The following is a 17,751-nucleotide window of genomic DNA, read 5'->3' as shown; positions in this document are numbered from 1 at the left end:
GAGGCGGCGTCTGATGGACGATGTCCCTCATGCACGACTCCTTCGACACGCCTCACGCCCGCACGGTCGAGCCGGGCGAGTACCCGGTGTGGGGCGAGGCGCTGGCCCTCGTCGACCACGATCTCGTCGCCCATCTCCCGGACCGGGGCCCGCTGCGTCTGGTGGCGATGCCCGCCTGGCCCGAGGAGGGAGCCGACGACGAGCAGGTGACCGAGCACGTGTACGTAGCCCTGCCCGACGGCCGCTGGCACGGCAACGACCTGCCCCCCGAGGGCCGAGCCGTGCCCGCCTTCGCGCTCGCCGACGTCGCCGAGGCCGCGCAGGAGACGGTGCTGGGGTGCCTGTGGCAGGTGTGGCCCGTCTGCCCCGAGCACCGGCTGGGGATGCACGCGGGGGTGGAGGACGGGCAGGCCGTGTGGCGGTGCGCGGGCGGAGGCGACGAGGGCGGGCCGGGACACGTGCAGGCACCGGTCGGAGGACTGGCGGAGCCGTACCGCTCGCGGGCGGAGCGCCGCAAGCTGCGCCGGCGGAAGGGCGAGAACAACCCGAACAACCAGAACAACCGGAACGTTGGGAGCAACGGGGGCAACGGAGGCGATGGGGGCAACGCGGGCAAGCCGCACCCGGAGGGGTAAGCGTTTTCTCCTCCGTACTCACTGTTTCCTCAACAGCCCTTGTGCGTCCCTCCGGGCGGCCCCAATCTGAGCTTTGTTCAGCTCTTCGCCGTTCTTCCCCCACCGGAGACACCCCCACATGAGACGACTCATCGGCACCCTGGCGGCCGGCGTCCTGGCCCTCACCGGCCTGACCGCGACCGCCGCGTCCCCCGCTCAGGCGGCCCCCGCGGCGTCCGGCACCTTCAACGTCCTCACGTACAACGTCGCGGGACTTCCCGAGGGCCTCAGCTCCGGCCACCCGGCCACCAACACCCCGCTGATCTCACCGCGGTTGGCGGCGTACGACATCGTCAACGTCCAGGAGGACTTCAACTACCACGCGGCGCTCTACGCGGGCGACAACCACCCGTACCGCACCGCGACCAGCGGCGGCGCGGGCATCGGCGACGGCCTCAACACCCTCTCGGACCATGCGTTCGAGGACTTCGAGCGGGTGCGCTGGAACGACTGCACCGGGACCAACTGCCTGACACCCAAGGGGTTCACGCTGTCCCGGGTCCGGTTGGCCGACGGTGTCTTCGTGGACCTCTACAACGTGCACACCAACGCGGACGACTCGGACGACGCGCTGGCCGCCCGCCGCGCCAACATCGAGCAGCTGTCGGACTTCATCCAGGCGAACTCGTCCGGCAACGCGGTGCTCGTGATGGGCGACACCAACACGCGCTACACCCGTGCCGGAGACAACATCCGCACTCTCGCCGACGAGAACGGCCTGACGGACGCGTGGGTGCAGCGGGTGAAGGGCGGCACGCGGCCGGCCCAGGGCGCCGACGCCCTGCTGTGCCCGACCACCGCGCCGACGAACGACTGTGAGGTCGTGGACAAGGTCTTCTACCGGGGCAGCAAGCTACTCAGCCTCGACGCGACCCGCTACCACAACGAGTGGGCGTCGTTCCTGGACTCCGCCGGCGGCAACCTGTCGGACCACTTCCCGCACACGGTCGACTTCTCCTACACCCTCAACCCGAGGCTGCGGGCCAGTGACTTCTTCGGCGGCCCGCACGGTACCGCGTTCAACGACGCGGCCGACCTTCCGGCCACCCCGTCCCCGCGCACGCTGATCCTGCGGGGCGGCGCCCGCCTCGACGCGCTGGCGCTGACCCTCGACGGCGGTACGACGCTCACCCACGGCGGCACGGGCGGCACGGCGGCCTCACTGACGCTCGCGACGGGCGAACACCTCACCTCGCTGAAGCTGACCCAGGGACAGAGGGACGGCCGCACCAGGATCTTCTCGGCGGCGTTCACGACGGACAAGGGCCGCGCGCTGTCCTCCGGCACGGCGACGACCGACGCCACCACCTTCACGGCCCCGTCCGGCTGGCAGATCGTAGGGTTCACCGGCCGCGCGGGCGACGAGGTGGACAAGCTGGGCGTGCTGTACGCACCGATCGGCTGACCGGCCGCTCCCGGGGCCGCGGGGCGCGGCACGGCGGCTTCGAGGTCGTCGACGCTCGCTCGGGGAGAGGCGATGTGCCGCTCGTGATCTCGGCGCAGGCCGTTCGGTGCCCGTCGTTCACCGCCTCTGGCTCGGCCCCGGGGTGGAGTCTCCACCTGCCGCCGTCCGCCGCCCCGACGGCCCGCGCCCGCTGGCCACTGCCCGACCTGCGGAACCCTTAGGATCCTGCCTGACACCCCCAGGTCCGAGCGCACACAAGGCGGTCCCCATGCCACGAGTCGGCCTGACCACCGACCGCCTGGTCGAAGCCGCGGCGGAACTGGCCGACGAGGTCGGCTTCGACAAGGTCAGCATCTCGGCGCTGGCGCGACGGTTCGGAGTCAAGGACGCGAGCTTGTACTCGCACGTCAGAAACCTCCGGGAACTGCGGACGAGGCTCGCCCTGCTGGTCGGCGGCGAGATGATCGACCGGATCGCGGTGGCCGTCGTGGGGCTCGCCGGGAAGGAGGCGCTGGTCGCCTTCGCCGGGGCCTACCGGGAGTACGCGCTCCGGCACCCCGGCCGGTACGCCGCCACCCAGATCCGGATCGACGAGGAGCTCGACCGGGAACTGGCCGCCGCGTCCCCCGTTCCGCGCCGGACCGCCGAGATCACCTACGGGATGCTCCGCGCCTACGGCCTCGACGAACCCGATCTCACCGACGCCGTCCGCCTGCTGCGCAGCACCTTTCACGGGTACTGCACGCTGGAGGCCGGCGGCGGCTTCGGCGCGCCCCGGGACGTGCAGCGATCGTGGGACAAGGCGATCGACGCGCTGCACACGGCCCTGACCCACTGGCCGCGCGAGACCGTCGCCGACGACGTCGACGCCTGACGCTGTCAGACACGGCGTGCTGCGCCGTCGCCCGCCTCTTGCAGCTCCTCGTACGTCGGCGTGGGACCACCCGGTTCCCGTCCCGCACGGATGTCGCCCAGCGCTTCGAGCGCGGCGCCCATCGCTCGCCGGTAGAGGAACGAGCCGAGGCTGACACGGCTCACCCCCAGCTCGCCGAGCTGGGCCACCGTGGGGCCGGTCGGCGAGTGGAGGACGTTGAGGGGCACGTCCAGGCGGGCGACGAGCGCGGCGATCTCGCGGGCATCGGTCAGCCCCGGGACGAAGACCCCGTCCGCGCCCGCCTGTCGGTACGCGTCGAGACGGGAAAGCGTCTCGCCTCGACCGCGTGTGGCACGTTCACCGCGTGCGCCCTGCCCGCCGAGCCAGTAGGTGTCCGTGCGGGCGTTGACGAAGAGGCCGGGCGCGGCGGCCTTGACCGCGGCGATCTTCGCGGCATGCCGGTCGACCGGTCCGAGCCCGTCCTCCAGGTTGATGCCGACCGCGCCCACCGCCGCGAGCTGACGGGCGAACTCCCCCACCTCGTCGGGATCTTCGCTGAAGCCGTCCTCCGCGTCGACGGACAGCAGGAACGGTCGCGAGCCCAGCAGCAGCGCGAGCCGCAGGGTCTCGTCCCGGGTGACCGACGCGCCGTCCGGCAGCCCCACCCCTGCCGCCACCGCGAGGCTCGTCGTGCCGATCGCCCGGAAACCCATCCGCGCCATGGCCGTCGCGCTGGCACGGTCCCAGGCGTTCGGCAGGAGCAGAGGGGTATCGGCGTGGTGGAGAACGGCGAAGGGATGCGAGGTCGCCCTGCGTGCGTGCATATCGTCCACGCTAGGGGCGCGTCCTTTCGGCCTCCGCCGAACTGTTCCCGCCGCACTGCTCCCGCCGCACTGCTCCCGGCGAGTCGCCCCGCCGCCTCAGCCCGCGGCCCGCTCCCCCGCGCTGCGCTCCACGCAGAACTCGTTGCCCTCCGGATCGGCGAGGACCACCCACCCCGTGCCGTCGGGCCTGCGGCGGTCGTCGAAGAGGGTGGCGCCGAGCGCGAGCAGACGCTCGACCTCCTCGTCGCGGGTGCGGTCCTGCGGCTGGAGGTCGAAATGTATGCGGTTCTTCCGGGTCTTGGCCTCCGGGACGGTGACGAAGAGCATGCCCGCGCCCTCGATCAGCGCTTCCTCGTCGCCCGGCTTGTCGTCCTCGTGGAGCGGCTGGCCGAGCACCTCGGACCAGAAGGTGCCGAGGGCGTAGGCATCGGAGCTGTCGATCGTGACGTGACGGATGGCAGAAGTCATGCGCGGATTCTTCTGTACTCGCTTCCCTCAGGGCAACGGAGAATCACCCGCACCGGCACGGGGCTCCACCGACCACGACGACCTCGCGGACGGCCCGTCCGAAGCGGTGAAGCGGAAATGGCGTTCCGCACCCGACGGCAGCCGGACGCTCAGGTCGTAGGCGCCGTGCGCGGTGTCGGCCTCCACCCTCCGCACCTCCACGGACACCAGTTCCGGCAGGGGCAGGGGGTCCGGGTCGGCGGTGAGACGCGCCAGCGCGACGAAGAGCGTCGCCGGGCCTTCTCCCTGCACGCCCGACAGGGTGGACGTGCCCGCCAGCCCGTGCACGGGCACCAGCTCCGCCCGCTCGTCCCCGCCCGCCACCGGGGCCCACCCCGTGAGGCGCACCTCCGTGCCCGGCTCGGCGCCGGCCACCAGGTGGGCCCGCACCTCCACCGCGTCCTGCGCCACCACCAGACTGGTGACTCGGGCCCCTGAGCTCAGGACGTGCCGGGAGGCCGCCCAGTTCTCTCCCACGCCGAGCGGGACGATGCCCTCGCGTCGCGGGTCCCCGCCGACCGTGACGACATTGTCCGCCGGGGCTTCGAGCGGCCGTGTGACCGTGGAGTAGGCGAACCTCGTGTAGTGCGGGTCGTAACGGGCGTCCTCACTGCCGTGGTTGTGCAGGCGGACCACTCCGTCCGAACTCGTCGACTGAAGCAGCCAGTTGGGTGCGGCGATGGGGGTGACCGCGTTCTCCCGTTCCACCGGGCCCGCCTCCTCCGTCGCCGTCCACACCTCGTGCTCGGGCGGGATGAGCAGGCCGAGGAAACCCTTGCTCGCCCAGTACGGGGAGGCGGGTCCCGAGTAGCCCTGGAGGACCGACTCGTCGGGGCCGTGCCAGCCGAGGGTCAGCAGACCCCGTTCGTCGACCGCACCGCGTTCCAGGAAGTACTTCAGCGCGCCCGAGGCCAGGCGCCGGGTCTCGCCGGCGGGGAGCGGGGTGTGGCCGGTGAGGGCGCCCAGCCACAGGGGGGCGGTGGTGGCGAAGCGGTAGGTGAGGGAACGGCCCTGGTGCAGGGGTGCGCCGTCGCCGCCGAACAGGCGGGCGTAGTCGTCGAGATGGGACCTGAGGCGGCCGCCGTAGCGGGCGAGCAGGTCGGGGTCGTCGGCCAGCCAGGCGTGCAGGACGGGGTAGAGGTGCATCGCCCAGCCGTTGTAGTAGTCGAAGGCCCGGCCGGCGCCGTCGCTGTACCAGCCGTCGGCGGCGTACCACTGCTCGATGCGTTCCAGCCCGCGGTCGATCGCCTTGCGCGAGGCCTCCGGCCGATGGCCGACGGACTCCAGGAAGCCGCCCACCGTCACCGGGAACAACTCCCAGTTGCAGGGCCAGGCTTCGGCGGTCAGCGCGTCCGAGAGCCAGGCCGCGGCGCGCTGTCGGACCCCGTCGTCGAGACGGTCCCAGAGCAGGGGGCGGGTCAGGCGCAGCGCGAGCGCGATCGACGCGGCCTCGACGAGGGGTTGACCGCGGTCCTCGATACGGGGCCAGACTCCGCCGGCACCGGCCGCGAGACCGCTCGCGTACCGCTCCAGCGCCGTCTCGTCACGACGGAAGGCCGCCAGCAGCAGCGTACGGGCGTACCCCTCCAGGCCGTCGGAGAGGCGGCCCGACCAGCTCTGCCGGGCGCCGGGGAAGTGGTAGAGGGCGCGGTCCTCGGTGGCGTACGGCTCCACCGCGGTGAGCAGCGCGTCGGCGGCGGTCTCCCAGTGGGCGCGGGTGTAGCCGGTGCGGGGGCTGCGGACGAGATCGGGCTGGGGCAAAAGCATCTGCTGCTTCTTTCCTTCGCTGCCGGTGCGGAGCCTGGTGGGGGCCAGGACCTGGGGGCGTCCCGGTTCCGGTCGGGGCGCCCCCAGGCGTTCATCCCACCCGCACGGAGCCCCTCGGCACCAGACGGCGGGCGACGAGTTCGTCGCGGACCAGGCCCGCGTAGACCGTTGCTCCGTACACGGAGGTGTGCGTGTTGTCGCGCTTCTCGTTGTAGAGGTACAGCTCCTTCGAGCCCTCGACGCCCAGGGACTCCACCAGCGCCTTCGTCCTGGCGGTGAGATCGATCAGCGCGACCTCCTCGGCGGCGGCGACCGAGCGGATCACCGCCGGGTGGTCGACCCCGAGTCCGTTGACCAGCAGGGCCGTTCCGTTGTTCAGCGTGCCGTCGGCGTTGAACCAGCGGCGCACGACGGGGGTCACCAGGACCGGCCGGCCGCCCTTCTCCCTCACTCCCGCCACCAGCGTCTCGAGATTCGCCCGGTAGGTCGCCTCGTCGGTCGTCTTGTCGTTGTGGGCGAGCTGGACGAGGACGAGGTCACCGGGGCGGATCAGCGGCCGGACCGTCGCCCACAGCAGCGGGTTCCCGAGATAGGTGACCGTACTCTCCCCGGAATCGGCGTAGTTGGCGACCGAGACGCCCTTGCGCAGGTACTGCGGCAACTGCTGGCCCCACCCGGTGTACGGGTCCGCCGCCTGGTCGCAGACCGTGGAGTCGCCGACGAGGAAGATCTGCCGTGCGTGCCGGGCCCGGGAGACCCTGATGTCGGCCAGGGCAGGCGCCGAGCCGTCCACCACCAGGTCAAGGCCCGCGGTCCCGGCCGCCCCCGTCGGCTCGCCCTCAGGAGTACGGACGTCCACCGTGAAGCTGCGGACGACCTGTTCGCCGGCGGCGACGGCGGTCTCGGGAAGCAGGGCGCGCCGGGTCTCCGCGCTGATGCCGGTGCGCGACTCCGCGTCGCCGCCGAGGACGACCTCGACGTCGTAGGTACCGGGCGGGACGTCGAAGTGACAGGCGGTCGCGGTGCAGTTGTCGATGCCGAGGGGTGCCCGGCCGCCGTGCGCCTGAGCGGCGGGTACCGCCGTCAGGCCGGCGGCCAGGGTCAGCGCCGCCAGCACGGCGATGTTGAAACGTCTCACTTACGGCTCCTCCGTCGCGGCAACAGGGGTTGGCGGCTGGACCGTACCGTCTCCGGCAAGCGCTTTCTAGACCTGAGGCCAATTTCGCGAGATTGCCGACCTCCACCGCGTGAAAGCCCTTTCGCGAAATCGATTCAACTGTCACTCTCTCAGGCACCCGCACCCCCACACCTCCCGAAGGAGGCACCCCCATGTCCGGATCCGAGAACCACCGGCCGATCCGACGCCGCACCTTCGTCCTCGGCACCGCGGCCACGGCAGGCTCGGCCGCGCTGGCCGGACCACTCGCCGCACCGTCCGCCGCGGCCGCCTTCGGCTACACCGACGACGGCTCCGCCTACGTCGTCGCCACCGGCGCCGACCTGGTCTTCAAGGTCAGCAAATCCACCGGCGACCTGACCTCGCTGGTCTACCGGGGAACCGAGTACCAGGGCTACGGCGGCATGAACTCGCACATCGAGTCCGGCCTCGGCAGCTCCACCGTGACGATCGCTCAGTCCGGCTCGACGATCCTGATCTCGGTCACGCACGGCACGCTCAAGCACTACTACGCGGCCCGCAGCGGCGAGCAACGTCTACCTGTGGACCAACAAGGCCGACACGTCCGTTTCGGCCACGCGGTACATCGTGCGCGTCAAGGCGGGCCTGTTCCTCAACGACGAGCCCGACTCCTACACGTACACGACCAGCACCGTCGAGGCCTCCGACGTCTTCGCGAAGTCCGACGGCCAGACCCGCTCCAAGCACTACTCCAAGCTGCGCGTCATCGACTACGACTGCATCGGCTGGACGACCGGCGGCGTCGGCCTCTGGATGGTGCGCAGCAATCACGAGAAGGCGTCGGGCGGCCCCTTCTACCGCTCCCTTCTGCGCCACCAGAGCGCCGACGGCGGCGGCCTGTACGAGATCCTCTACTACGGCCAGAACCAGACCGAGGAGCAGCGCTTCGGTCTCCAGGGCCCCTATGTCATCGCGTTCACCGACGGCGGCGCGCCCTCCTCGTCCCTGTTCCCGGGCACCCTGACCACGTCCTGGGCCGACTCGCTCGGCATCTCCGGTTACGTCGCGGCGAGCGGCCGGGGCCGGGTCGCCGGGGTCGGCATCACGGGACGCGACTCGGCGTACCCGTACACGGTCGCACTGGCCAACGCGGCCGCGCAGTACTGGGGTTCGGCACGGTCGTCCGACGGCTACTTCTCGGTCACGGGGGTCCTCCCGGGGACGTACACCCTCACCGTCCACAAGAGCGAACTGGCCGTGTACAGCACCCAGGTGACCGTCTCCGCGGGCGGGACGACCACCCTCAACTCGATCGCGATCCCGTCCTCGAACGACTCGGGCAACGCGAGCGCGATCTGGCGGATCAACGACTGGACCGGCACGCCGAGCGGCTTCAAGAACGCCGAGCTGATGACGTACGCGCACCCGTCGGACGTGCGGGCCGCCGCCTGGACCGGGAACGTGGTGATCGGCAGCGGCAGCGAGACCTCGGCGTTCCCCTGCTACATCTGGAAGGACGTCAACAGCGGTCTGCTCGTGTACTTCAGGCTCACCGCGGCCCAGGCCGCCGCCGCGCACACCCTGCGCATCGGTGTGACGACGGCCTACGCCAACGGCCGGCCGCAGGTCGTCGTGAACGACACCTGGACCTCGGCGATACCCTCCCCGCCTACCCAGCCGAGCACCCGGTCCCTGACCAACGGGTCCTACCGGGGCAACAACCACACGTTCACGTACAGCGTCCCGGCCTCCGCGTGGCTCACGGACACCAGCCGGTACAACGTGCTGAAGATCAACGTGGTGAGCGGTTCGGGAACGACCTCCTACCTCAGCGCCGGAACGTCGATCGACGCGATCGACCTTCTCGTCTGACGCGGGTCAGGTGCCGCGCGTCCACTGCTGGTTGGTCCCTCCGTTGCACGTGTAGGTGATGAGCGCGGCGGAGTTGGCGGTGGACGCGCCGTTCACGTCCAGACACTCGCCGCTCGCCCGGGACTTGACGTTGACGTAGGAGCCGGATGCCGTCAGCGACCACTGCTGGGCGGTGGCCGTCGTGTCGCAGTTCTCCTGGCTGACCGTGTTCGCGTTCTCCTGTACGCACAGCGAGCTGCTTCTGACCACCAACTGGTAGTAGCCGCTTCCGACGGACTTGAACCAGTACTTCTGGTTGGTGCCGCCGTTGCAGTCGTACTGCTTGATCTGGGCCCCCGCCCACAGGGACTGGCTCGTGACGTCCGCGCACCTGCCGCTGTGCCGGGCGATGAGCGTGTTGTACGTGGCGCTCGTTCCGGCAACCGTGCCGGCCGCCGTGTCGACGGTGACCTCGGGCGACCAGGACATCGACAGCGAGGTGGTCGTGGGGAAGGTCAGCGGCAGCCAGACGTAACGGGAGTCGTTGACGGTCCCGCCGAAGGAGTTGCCCCAGCGATCACCCAGGTAGAGGTACGAGGTCCCCGAGGTCCCCTGGACGGGCAGGACGTACGCGGTCTGCGAGCCGTAGGCCGTCGGGTCGCCGACGTTCGTCATGGCCGACCAAGGTCCGGCGAGCGAGGTCGAGGTGGCGTACTGCTGCTGGTTGGGGCTCCAGCCGGTCGCGCCGGAGGTCAGCATGAAGTAGACGCCGCCCCGCTTGAACAGGGCGGGTGCCTCGCGGTGGCCGCCGTGCCAGGGATCGGCGACGAGGCTCGCGATCGCGGTGTAGTCGGCGGTGAGCCGGTAGATCTGGAGGTCGTAGTTCTCGCGTGCCGCCGAGACCATGTAGCCGGCGCCGTCGCTGTCCACGAAGACCGTGATGTCACGCGACATGTGCTGGTCGAGCGGACGGAAGCTGCCCCGCCAGGCGTAGTTCCCGTCGACGGTGTCCGACACGGCGACCGCCGCGCGGGCCTCGCTGTAGTCGGTTCCGTTCTCCTTGTGCATCCACATCACGAACTTGCCGGTGGACGCGTTGTACATGACCTTCGGACGCTCGATGTTGGCCGCGGCCAACTCGGAGGCGCTCGACCGGGTCAGGACATGGTTGCGGAACTCCCAGTTCTTCAGATCGGTGGAGCGGTAGGCGTCCACGTAGAGGAAGGTGTTGTCGGCGCTGCGGTTCTCGCCGAACCAGTAGTAGTAGGAGCCGACTTTGAGCACCCCGCCGCCATGGGCGTGCACGGGGTTGCCTGAACTGTCGTCGAACCGGGTGCCGTTGACGATCGTCACGGAGGCCGCCTGGGCGGGTCCGGCGGTCGCGAGGGCACCGATCAGCACAAGACAGAGGGCGAGCAGGGTCGTGCACGCACGTCTCATCTCACGCACTCTCCTTCACGGTGTCGGCGCCAGGGACGCCGGAGCGGCCACCTCGCGAGGGAGGGGCGTTCGGAGCTTCGAACGGCATATGGAAGGGCGGACGCCGAAAAGGTAAGGGTGTGCTACGGGCAGGTCAACGGGTCGGACGGGACTTGATGGAAAGCCCTTTCCGGAGGGTGTGGGCGGGGAGGTGGGACCAGGAGGGGTTCGAGCGGCCGCCCGCCCGCTCGCGTCCCGTATAGCGGTCAGTCTGTTCATTCATCGGACGGATCCGACCGTCCGCCGTGCCTTCGACTAGCGTCATGACATGACCCGCGACCTCCCCGCTTCCCCCGCCGAGACCACCCTGAGCACGGCTCTCGCCGCCGGAGCCGTCGTCCTCGACGGCGGTATGTCCAACCAGCTGGAGTCAGCCGGGCACGACCTGAGCGACGAACTGTGGTCGGCGCGGCTGCTCGCCGAGCAGCCCGAGGCGATCACCCAGGCGCACCTCGCGTACTTCGAGGCGGGCGCGAACGTGGCGATCACCTCCAGCTACCAGGCCACGTTCGAAGGGTTCGCCAAGCGGGGCATCGGCCACGACGAGGCGGCCCGGCTGCTGGCCCTGAGCGTGGAACTGGCCCAGGAGGCCGCCCGGCAGGCACGGGGCAAGGGGTCCCGGCACCCGTTGTGGGTGGCCGCCTCGGTGGGGCCGTACGGGGCGATGCTCGCGGACGGCTCCGAGTACCGGGGCAGCTACGGGCTGAGCGTCGCGGAACTGGAAGGCTTCCACCGTCCACGGCTGGAGGTGCTGGCCGCCGCCGCGCCCGACGTCCTGGCGCTGGAAACGGTTCCCGACGCCGATGAGGCCGAGGCACTGCTGCGCGCGATCCGGGGGCTCGGCGTGCCGGCCTGGCTGTCGTACTCGATCGCCGGTGACCGTACGCGTGCCGGGCAGCCGTTGGACGAGGCGTTCGCCCTGGCAGCGGACGCGGACGAGGTGATCGCGGTCGGGGTGAACTGCTGCGCCCCGAAGGACGTCGAAGCCGCCGTCGCGACCGCGGCCCGGGTGACGGGCAAGCCGGTGGTGGTCTACCCCAACAGCGGTGAGGTGTGGGACGCGGAAGCACGCGCCTGGAGCGGCCGGTCCACCTTCACCGCCGAACAGGTCCTGGGATGGCGGGATTCGGGGGCACGCTTGATCGGCGGCTGCTGCCGGGTCGGTCCGGAGGCCGTCGCGTCGATCGCCCGGACACTGACCCACGCGTAGGCCGCCGCTTCCCGGCCCGTCCGACGGTCAGCGGCCCCGCACTCCCCCGGCCCGACGCAGTCGCCGCATCGCGGACCTGAGCTCCGCGCCGCGCGGGGTCCTCCCGAGCAGCGGGTCCGGTGTCGCCGCCGCGTCGAGGGGCCCCGCCGGTGGAACCGTTACGGTCTCCGCGCTCCACAGGGCCAGCTGGCGGTCCCGCGGGCCGTATGCGGTGTACGCCAGGGCGTCGGCCCCGTGCGGCGTGCCGTTCTCCTCGGACCGCCCGCTGTCGACCTCGCCGAAGATCCGCACGGGGTGGGCCGGCCCCCACGCTTCCCAGCCGGGGTCGCCCGTGGCGACGAACCGGGTCCACGCCCCGTGCATCGCGTCGGCCAGTTCCTGCGGCGCGCCGCCCCCGGCGAGTTTCGCGGACTCGGCCGTCTCGCCGGTGTCGAAGACGAAGCCGAGTTCGAGGGCGTGGCAGGCGCCGAGACCGGGCCTGAGCGAGGGCCACGCGAACTCGTACACGTAGGACGATCCCGGGCGGGCCTCGGCCAGCCGCTGGAGGGGGCCGCGCAGCAGGTTGTCGGTGACCATCTGGCCGAAGACCTCGGCCGTCCCGGCCCCGGGGTACAGGGTGCGGTAGCCGCGCGGCACCTCGTGGCCGCAGTGGCAGCGGGCCATGGCGCCCGCGAGGGCGACGGGTCCCAGCCGGTCGACGCGCTCCATCAGTCCGCCGGGGACCAGCCAGAGCCGGTACTCGTCCCGGGTCCAGCCCAGGAGCAGGTCGACGCCGTGGGCCGCGTCGCCGTCCGTGAGTGCCCGAAGCGGGTCCCGGGGGACGAGGTCGCCGTCGACGACGATGCCGAAGGCGGGCCCGCCCAGGACGGGGCTGCTGAGCCTGCCCACCTCCCCCTGGGTCCGCAGCAGCAGGTCCCGGTCGACGGCGGCGAAGGCCTCGGCGGTGGCGGGGATCTTCAGCCGGGTCGCCATGCGGCGGACCATGCGGCGGACCTTGTCCCGTTCCGAGGCCTCCGGCGGTCCGCTCTGGAGGACGGCCCGCCGGAACAGGCCCTGTGCCTGCGGAGCCGCGATCAGGACTCCGGCGCTGATGGCTCCGGCGGACTGTCCCGCCAGGGTGACCCTGTCGGGGTCGCCGCCGAAGGCCCTGATCGAGCGGTGCACCCATTCCAGGGCGGCGAGCTGATCACGCAGACCGGGGTTGGCGGGGGCGTCCGGGAAGAGTCCGTAGCCCTCCACTCCCAGCCGGTAGTTGACCGAGACGAAAACGATCCCGTCGCGGGCGAAATGGCGTCCGTCGTACACCGGCACCGCCGAGGATCCCCTGGTCAGGCCGCCGCCGTGCAGCCAGACGAGGACGGGCAACCGGGCGGCCGGGCCGGGCTCGGGCGTCCAGACGTTGAGGTTGAGGCAGTCGTCGCCCGGCACGACGGGGTCGGACAGGTACTGGGCGAAAGCCTCGGAGTACGGCGGTTTCGGCGGCGTCGCACCGAAGGCTCCGGCGTCCCGTACCCCGTCCCAGGGCTCGGGCGGCACGGGCGGCCGGAATCTGCGGGCCCCGAAGGGAGGTGCCGCGTACGGGATGCCGCGGAACGCGGCGAGACCGTCCTCGTACCGCCCGCGCACGGCGCCGTAGGGGGTCGTGACGACGGGATCGGGGCCGTCGTCCGCCCGGTTCTCGGTCCGTGGGTCCGTCCGGTCTGCCGCCATGTGCCCACCAGCCCTTCGCCGCGCTCGCGCACCGGTATGACCAGAGCACCACAACGGCGCGCTGTATTCCGGTCCACGGGCTCCCGGCAGGGCTGTTCGGCGTACACCAGCGCCAGGACGGCCCCGACGCCGTCGGCGCACCGGTCGGGGAAGGACCGCCCTCGGCGGCTTCTTCTCCGGCGATCCCGACCGATTGACCACGACTGAGCGCCGGACCTACGGTGTGGGCGCTTTCCGAAAGCGCTTCCCTTCCTCCGCACCTCGGGAGAGTCATGCCCAGCGCCCCGCTGCCCAGGGTTGTGTTCGCCATGGATCCGGTGCACCTTCCTCCGCTGTTCCCCCCGGCGCTCGTGGCCCGGCTGCGACAGGCGGCCGAGATCGACCCGGAGCTCGTCGTGAGGGACTTCGCCGACCCCGCCGTGGCGGCCGCGCTGGCCGGCGCCGACATCCTGATCACCGGCTGGGGCTGCCCCCGGCTCGAAGCGGACGCCCTCGACGCGACACCCCGGCTCCGTACGGTCCTGCACGCCGCGGGCTCGGTGCGCTCCCTGGCCGGAGAGGCGCTGTGGGCCCGGGGGGTGACCGTGTCCAGTGCCGTGACCGGCAACGCCGTCCCGGTCGCCGAGTACACCCTCGCGATGATCCTGCTCGCCGGGAAGGACGCCTTCGTCCACCGCGAACGCTTCCGCCGCACCCACACCGGGCCGACCCCCGCCGAGACCGCGACCGTCGGCAACCTCGGCCGCCGGATCGGTGTCATCGGCGCCTCGCGGGTGGGGCGCCGACTCCTGGAACTCCTGCGTCCGCACGACTTCGAGGTCCTCCTGCACGACCCGTACGTGGACGCGGCGGAGGCCGCCGAACTCGGCGCCCGGCCACTCTCCCTGGACGACCTGCTGCGCCACAGCGACATCGTCAGCCTGCACGCGCCGGACATTCCCGAGACCCACCACATGCTCGACCGCGCCCGCCTCGCCCTGATACGGGACGGCGGCGTGCTGATCAACACCTCTCGGGGCGCCCTCGTCGACCACCGTGCCCTCACCGACGAGCTGGTCTCCGGCCGACTGCACGCCGTCCTGGACGTCACCGACCCCGAACCGCTGCCCGCGGACTCCCCTCTTTACCGCTTGCCGAACGTTTTCCTCACCCCCCACATCGCAGGCTCCCTCGGGAACGAGCTGGGACGGCTCGGCCGCATCGTCGTCGAGGAGCTGGAACGGCTGGGCGAGGGGCTGCCCCTCGCCCACGAAGTGCGTCGCGCCGACCTCGCGCGGGTGGCCTGAGTCGACACCCCCGCCGCCTTCCGGGCCGCGCCGCACGTCCGCGGTTTTCGAAAGGTGCCGCGCCCAAGATCCCGCGTTTTCCCGAGTCTTCACGTCCCGCCGAGGCGCCCCTAGGATAGCAAGCGCTTTCTTCGAGTCGGCTGTTTCCGCGTCGGCTCCGAAAGGACGCTGGTCGAACTTTCGCTGGCCTTCGGGCAGGCCGGAGAGGTGGTTCCCGATGGTGCGCACGGCAACTGCGAGTACGAGCGTGACGGCCGGGCCGACCCTGGCGGTCGTGGCACGCGAGGCAGGGGTGTCGGTACCCACCGCCTCCAAGGTGGTCAACGGCAGGGAGGATGTCGCCCCCGAGACCAGGCGGCGGGTGACGGAGGCGCTGGACCGGCTGGGATATGTGCGCAGACCACGTTTCGACGCGAGCAGGCCGCCCCGGTTGATCGACCTCGTCGTGCACTCGCTGGACAGCTCCTGGTCGGGCGCGGTGCTGCACGGCGTGGAGGAGGCGGCGCACGACGCGGGCCTGGACGTGGTCGTCTCGGCCGCCCTCTCCCGCACCCGCGCGGGCCGCCCGCAGCGCGGCTGGCTGGACAAGCTGACGGCCCGCGGATCGGCCGGGGTCCTCTTCAACCTCACCGAGCTGACGACGCCTCAGTACGCGTGGCTGGAGCTGCACCGCACTCCTTTCGTGCTGATCGACCCGGTGGTCGAGCCGCCGCCCGGGGTGGTCTCCGTGGGCGCGGCGAACTGGCAGGGCGGGGTGACGGCGACCGAGCACCTGCTGGCGCTCGGTCACGAGCGCATCGCCGTGATCGCCGGCCCGCGCCGCAGGATGGGCAGCAGCGCCCGGGTCGCCGGCTATCGCTCGGCCCTGGCGTCGGCAGGACTCGCGTACCGCCCGGAGTATCTGCGCAACGGCGGCTTCGACGAGTCCGTCGCCTACTGGCGCATGTGTGAGCTGCTCGATCTGCCCGAACCGCCGACGGCCGTCTTCGTGTGCTCCGACCGCATGGCTCTCGGCGCCTACCGGGCCGCGGCGGAGCGGGGGGTGCGGATCCCGCACGACGTCAGCGTGGTCGGCTTCGACGACCTGCCGGAGTCCCGGTGGACCACCCCCGCTCTGACCACCGTGCGCCAGCCGTTGGCGGAGATGGCGGCGACGGGCCTGCGGTTATTGCTGCGGATGATGGACGGCGACCACCCGGAGGGGACGCGTACGGAACTGTCGACGCGGCTCGTGGAGCGGGCGAGCACGGCTCCGCCGCAGCGGCGGGCGAGGCCGTGAGCGGTGACCTCCCGGCGTCACTGATCGTTTTCCGGGCATGAATCTCAGCACACGCACCACCGTCCTGTTCGTCGTCGCGTCCGCCCTCCTCATCACCGTCATGGGGACGGCCCGGGCCGCGACCCTGGGCTCCGCCCCCCGGGACGCCACCGCCCACGCCACGGTCGACGGTCCCGCCGGCGAGACCGGCGACGAGCCCGAGGACGTCGAACTGAACGAGGCGGGACGCCCCGACCTCGACGAGGACTGACGAGCCGCTCGCCGCTCCGGTCAAACAGGCCGTGGCGCTCGCCTTCGCCGGCATGTCACGAGCGTCACGGCTTGGACCGGACAGGGACAGGGACCGGATCGGGACAGAGGCAGAGACAGAGACCGGGGCGGGGACAGAGACCGGGGCAGGGACACGGACCGGGAACACGGCCCCGACCCCGACCCCGACCCCCGACCCCCGACCGCGAGCGTCGGCCGTGCGCTCACCCGGGTCGCCGGGAGACGCGTCGTATCCGGACAGCGGAGAGCCGGGTGCCACCCTCACGGTGGCTCCCGGCCGGTGATCCCCTCGCCTCAGTCCTCCCCCCGGTCCGGCGCGCCGACCAGCGCCTCCATCATGTCGACGGCGCTCCCGTCGTGGTCGCTGCCCGCGGTGCCGCTGCTGCCCTGCTGGACGTTGGCCGCCCGGTCGACCTCGAGGATCGAGTCCGCGTGCGAATTGTCGATCACGGTGATCAGACTGCCCTCGGCGACGGCCGGCGCCGCGACCGCGCCCAGCAGGGCGACAGCCAGGGCCGTCGCCGTGCCGAGCCGGGGAGCGACCGGACTCACGCGTTCACGCTTTCGGGCGCGGCGCGCAGACGCGCGATGTTCCGCTCGAGCAGCTCCGTCGAGGCCCGTACGCCGATACCGCTCGCCGCGTCGACCTCGGGGAGCCGGCCGTCGGCCCGCTTGAGGTCGCCGAGCGCGGAGTCCATGGCCGCGTGCGCCGCGAAGAGACACGGCGTGCTGTAGATCGCGACGTTCACTCCCAGGTCGGACAGCTCGCTCAGCGAGAGCCGCGGCGACTTGCCGCCGGCGATCTGGTTGAACAGCAACGGCTTGCTGCCCACCACGTCACGGATCCGGCGGATCCACTCCACGGTGCGGACCCCGTCGACCAGGATCACGTCCGCGTCGGTCGCGGCCAGCGTGGCGGCCCGCCGCAGGATGTCGTGCTCGTCGGTGGCGTCCGTGCGGGCCACCACGACCATGTCGCGCCGGGTGGCCAGCACCATCTCCAGTTTCGCCAGGTACTCGTTCAGCGGCAGTACCTGCTTGCCGTCCGCGTGACCGCAGCGGCGCGGCCGCTTCTGGTCCTCCAGGATCACGCCCGAGGCCCCGATGCGCTCCAGGCCCTCCACCACGTGGCAGGCGACCTCCGGGTCGACGTACCCGTCGTCGATGTCCACCAGCAGGTGATGCCGCGGAAAGGCGCCCCGCAACCGCTGGACGAACGCCACCATGTCCGGCCAGGCGATGAAACCGATGTCCGGCAGCCCGTAGTGCGAGGCCGCGAAACCGAATCCCGAGACGAACATCCCGTCGTAGTGCTCCGCCGCGATCGACGCCGAGTACATGTCGTACACGCCGATCAGGGGGGTCGTTCCCGGGTCGGCGATCCGCTCCCGCAGCTTGTTCCCGTAAGTCACCGTCCGGCTCCTCCAATGGAGTCGAGGGGTCAACACACCAGGTGCAAGAGGGCCGTTGCGACACA

General features: G+C 71.5%; 15 protein-coding genes and 1 pseudogene. 8 read left to right on the top strand and 8 right to left on the bottom strand.

Features of this window, described 5'->3' with window-relative positions:
• Positions 1 to 29: 29 nt before the first annotated feature.
• The 3 genes from AOQ37_RS30000 to AOQ37_RS29990 all read left to right on the top strand — a co-directional run bounded on the left by AOQ37_RS30000 (position 30) and on the right by AOQ37_RS29990 (position 2,953).
• Complete coding sequence (locus tag AOQ37_RS30000) at positions 30 to 635, top strand: hypothetical protein (RefSeq protein ID WP_234437042.1); 606 nt, start codon at positions 30 to 32, stop codon at positions 633 to 635.
• A 118-nt stretch (positions 636 to 753) separates the two neighbouring features.
• The gene (locus tag AOQ37_RS29995; RefSeq protein ID WP_062648849.1) at positions 754 to 2,079 is read left to right on the top strand and encodes a jacalin-like lectin; all 1,326 of its coding nucleotides are present in this window, start codon (positions 754 to 756) and stop codon (positions 2,077 to 2,079) included.
• Between the two features lie 268 nt (positions 2,080 to 2,347).
• Positions 2,348 to 2,953 (top strand): TetR/AcrR family transcriptional regulator, encoded by a 606-nt coding sequence (locus AOQ37_RS29990; RefSeq protein ID WP_062648848.1) that lies wholly within the window; start codon positions 2,348 to 2,350, stop codon positions 2,951 to 2,953.
• 5 nt (positions 2,954 to 2,958) lie between these two features.
• Here AOQ37_RS29990 and AOQ37_RS29985 read toward each other — a convergent pair whose 3' ends face one another.
• From AOQ37_RS29985 to AOQ37_RS29970, 4 genes are all read right to left on the bottom strand, one after another.
• On the bottom strand, positions 2,959 to 3,777 hold the full coding sequence (locus AOQ37_RS29985; protein WP_062648846.1) for an isocitrate lyase/PEP mutase family protein: 819 nt from the start codon (positions 3,775 to 3,777) through the stop codon (positions 2,959 to 2,961).
• Between the two features lie 96 nt (positions 3,778 to 3,873).
• The gene (locus AOQ37_RS29980; RefSeq protein WP_062648844.1) at positions 3,874 to 4,245 is read right to left on the bottom strand and encodes a VOC family protein; all 372 of its coding nucleotides are present in this window, start codon (positions 4,243 to 4,245) and stop codon (positions 3,874 to 3,876) included.
• Between the two features lie 27 nt (positions 4,246 to 4,272).
• Entirely contained in the window at positions 4,273 to 6,051 is a 1,779-nt protein-coding gene (locus AOQ37_RS29975; RefSeq protein ID WP_062648842.1) for a DUF2264 domain-containing protein, read from the bottom strand.
• A gap of 91 nt (positions 6,052 to 6,142) precedes the next feature.
• Positions 6,143 to 7,189, bottom strand: coding sequence for a rhamnogalacturonan acetylesterase (locus AOQ37_RS29970; RefSeq protein WP_062648840.1), 1,047 nt, complete (start codon positions 7,187 to 7,189; stop codon positions 6,143 to 6,145).
• A gap of 191 nt (positions 7,190 to 7,380) precedes the next feature.
• Between AOQ37_RS29970 and AOQ37_RS29965 the strand changes: the two are divergent.
• Positions 7,381 to 9,061 (top strand): annotated as a pseudogene (locus tag AOQ37_RS29965) (rhamnogalacturonan lyase B N-terminal domain-containing protein).
• A 6-nt stretch (positions 9,062 to 9,067) separates the two neighbouring features.
• Here the strand turns inward: AOQ37_RS29965 and AOQ37_RS29960 are convergent.
• Positions 9,068 to 10,480 (bottom strand): RICIN domain-containing protein, encoded by a 1,413-nt coding sequence (locus AOQ37_RS29960; protein ID WP_062648838.1) that lies wholly within the window; start codon positions 10,478 to 10,480, stop codon positions 9,068 to 9,070.
• A gap of 307 nt (positions 10,481 to 10,787) precedes the next feature.
• On the opposite strand from AOQ37_RS29960, the gene mmuM reads away from it, so the two are divergent.
• Positions 10,788 to 11,729 carry a homocysteine S-methyltransferase gene (mmuM, locus tag AOQ37_RS29955; protein WP_062648836.1) on the top strand — a complete coding sequence of 314 codons (942 nt, stop codon included), beginning with the start codon at positions 10,788 to 10,790 and terminating at the stop codon, positions 11,727 to 11,729.
• 27 nt (positions 11,730 to 11,756) lie between these two features.
• Here mmuM and AOQ37_RS29950 read toward each other — a convergent pair whose 3' ends face one another.
• On the bottom strand, positions 11,757 to 13,439 hold the full coding sequence (locus tag AOQ37_RS29950; protein ID WP_062648835.1) for a carboxylesterase/lipase family protein: 1,683 nt from the start codon (positions 13,437 to 13,439) through the stop codon (positions 11,757 to 11,759).
• 272 nt (positions 13,440 to 13,711) lie between these two features.
• On the opposite strand from AOQ37_RS29950, the gene AOQ37_RS29945 reads away from it, so the two are divergent.
• The 3 genes from AOQ37_RS29945 (at position 13,712) to AOQ37_RS29935 (ending at position 16,254) form a co-directional block, all read left to right on the top strand.
• Complete coding sequence (locus AOQ37_RS29945; RefSeq protein ID WP_062648833.1) at positions 13,712 to 14,725, top strand: hydroxyacid dehydrogenase; 1,014 nt, start codon at positions 13,712 to 13,714, stop codon at positions 14,723 to 14,725.
• A 217-nt stretch (positions 14,726 to 14,942) separates the two neighbouring features.
• Positions 14,943 to 16,004: a LacI family DNA-binding transcriptional regulator gene (locus tag AOQ37_RS29940; RefSeq protein WP_062648831.1), complete on the top strand. Its 1,062-nt coding sequence runs from the start codon at positions 14,943 to 14,945 to the stop codon at positions 16,002 to 16,004.
• Between the two features lie 37 nt (positions 16,005 to 16,041).
• Positions 16,042 to 16,254: a hypothetical protein gene (locus AOQ37_RS29935; protein WP_062648829.1), complete on the top strand. Its 213-nt coding sequence runs from the start codon at positions 16,042 to 16,044 to the stop codon at positions 16,252 to 16,254.
• A 314-nt stretch (positions 16,255 to 16,568) separates the two neighbouring features.
• Here AOQ37_RS29935 and AOQ37_RS29930 read toward each other — a convergent pair whose 3' ends face one another.
• Together AOQ37_RS29930 and AOQ37_RS29925 are read right to left on the bottom strand one after the other, a co-directional pair.
• Positions 16,569 to 16,826: a hypothetical protein gene (locus AOQ37_RS29930; protein WP_062648826.1), complete on the bottom strand. Its 258-nt coding sequence runs from the start codon at positions 16,824 to 16,826 to the stop codon at positions 16,569 to 16,571.
• Complete coding sequence (locus AOQ37_RS29925; RefSeq protein WP_062648824.1) at positions 16,823 to 17,686, bottom strand: isocitrate lyase/PEP mutase family protein; 864 nt, start codon at positions 17,684 to 17,686, stop codon at positions 16,823 to 16,825. Before AOQ37_RS29925 ends, AOQ37_RS29930 begins: the two co-directional genes overlap by 4 nt.
• Between the last annotated feature and the right edge of the window lie 65 nt (positions 17,687 to 17,751).

It is taken from the genome of Streptomyces maremycinicus (genome assembly GCF_001184025.1).
GTDB classification, from domain to species: Bacteria; Actinomycetota; Actinomycetes; order Streptomycetales; family Streptomycetaceae; genus Streptomyces; species Streptomyces maremycinicus.
This window is presented reverse-complemented; position numbering and strand designations above follow the sequence as displayed.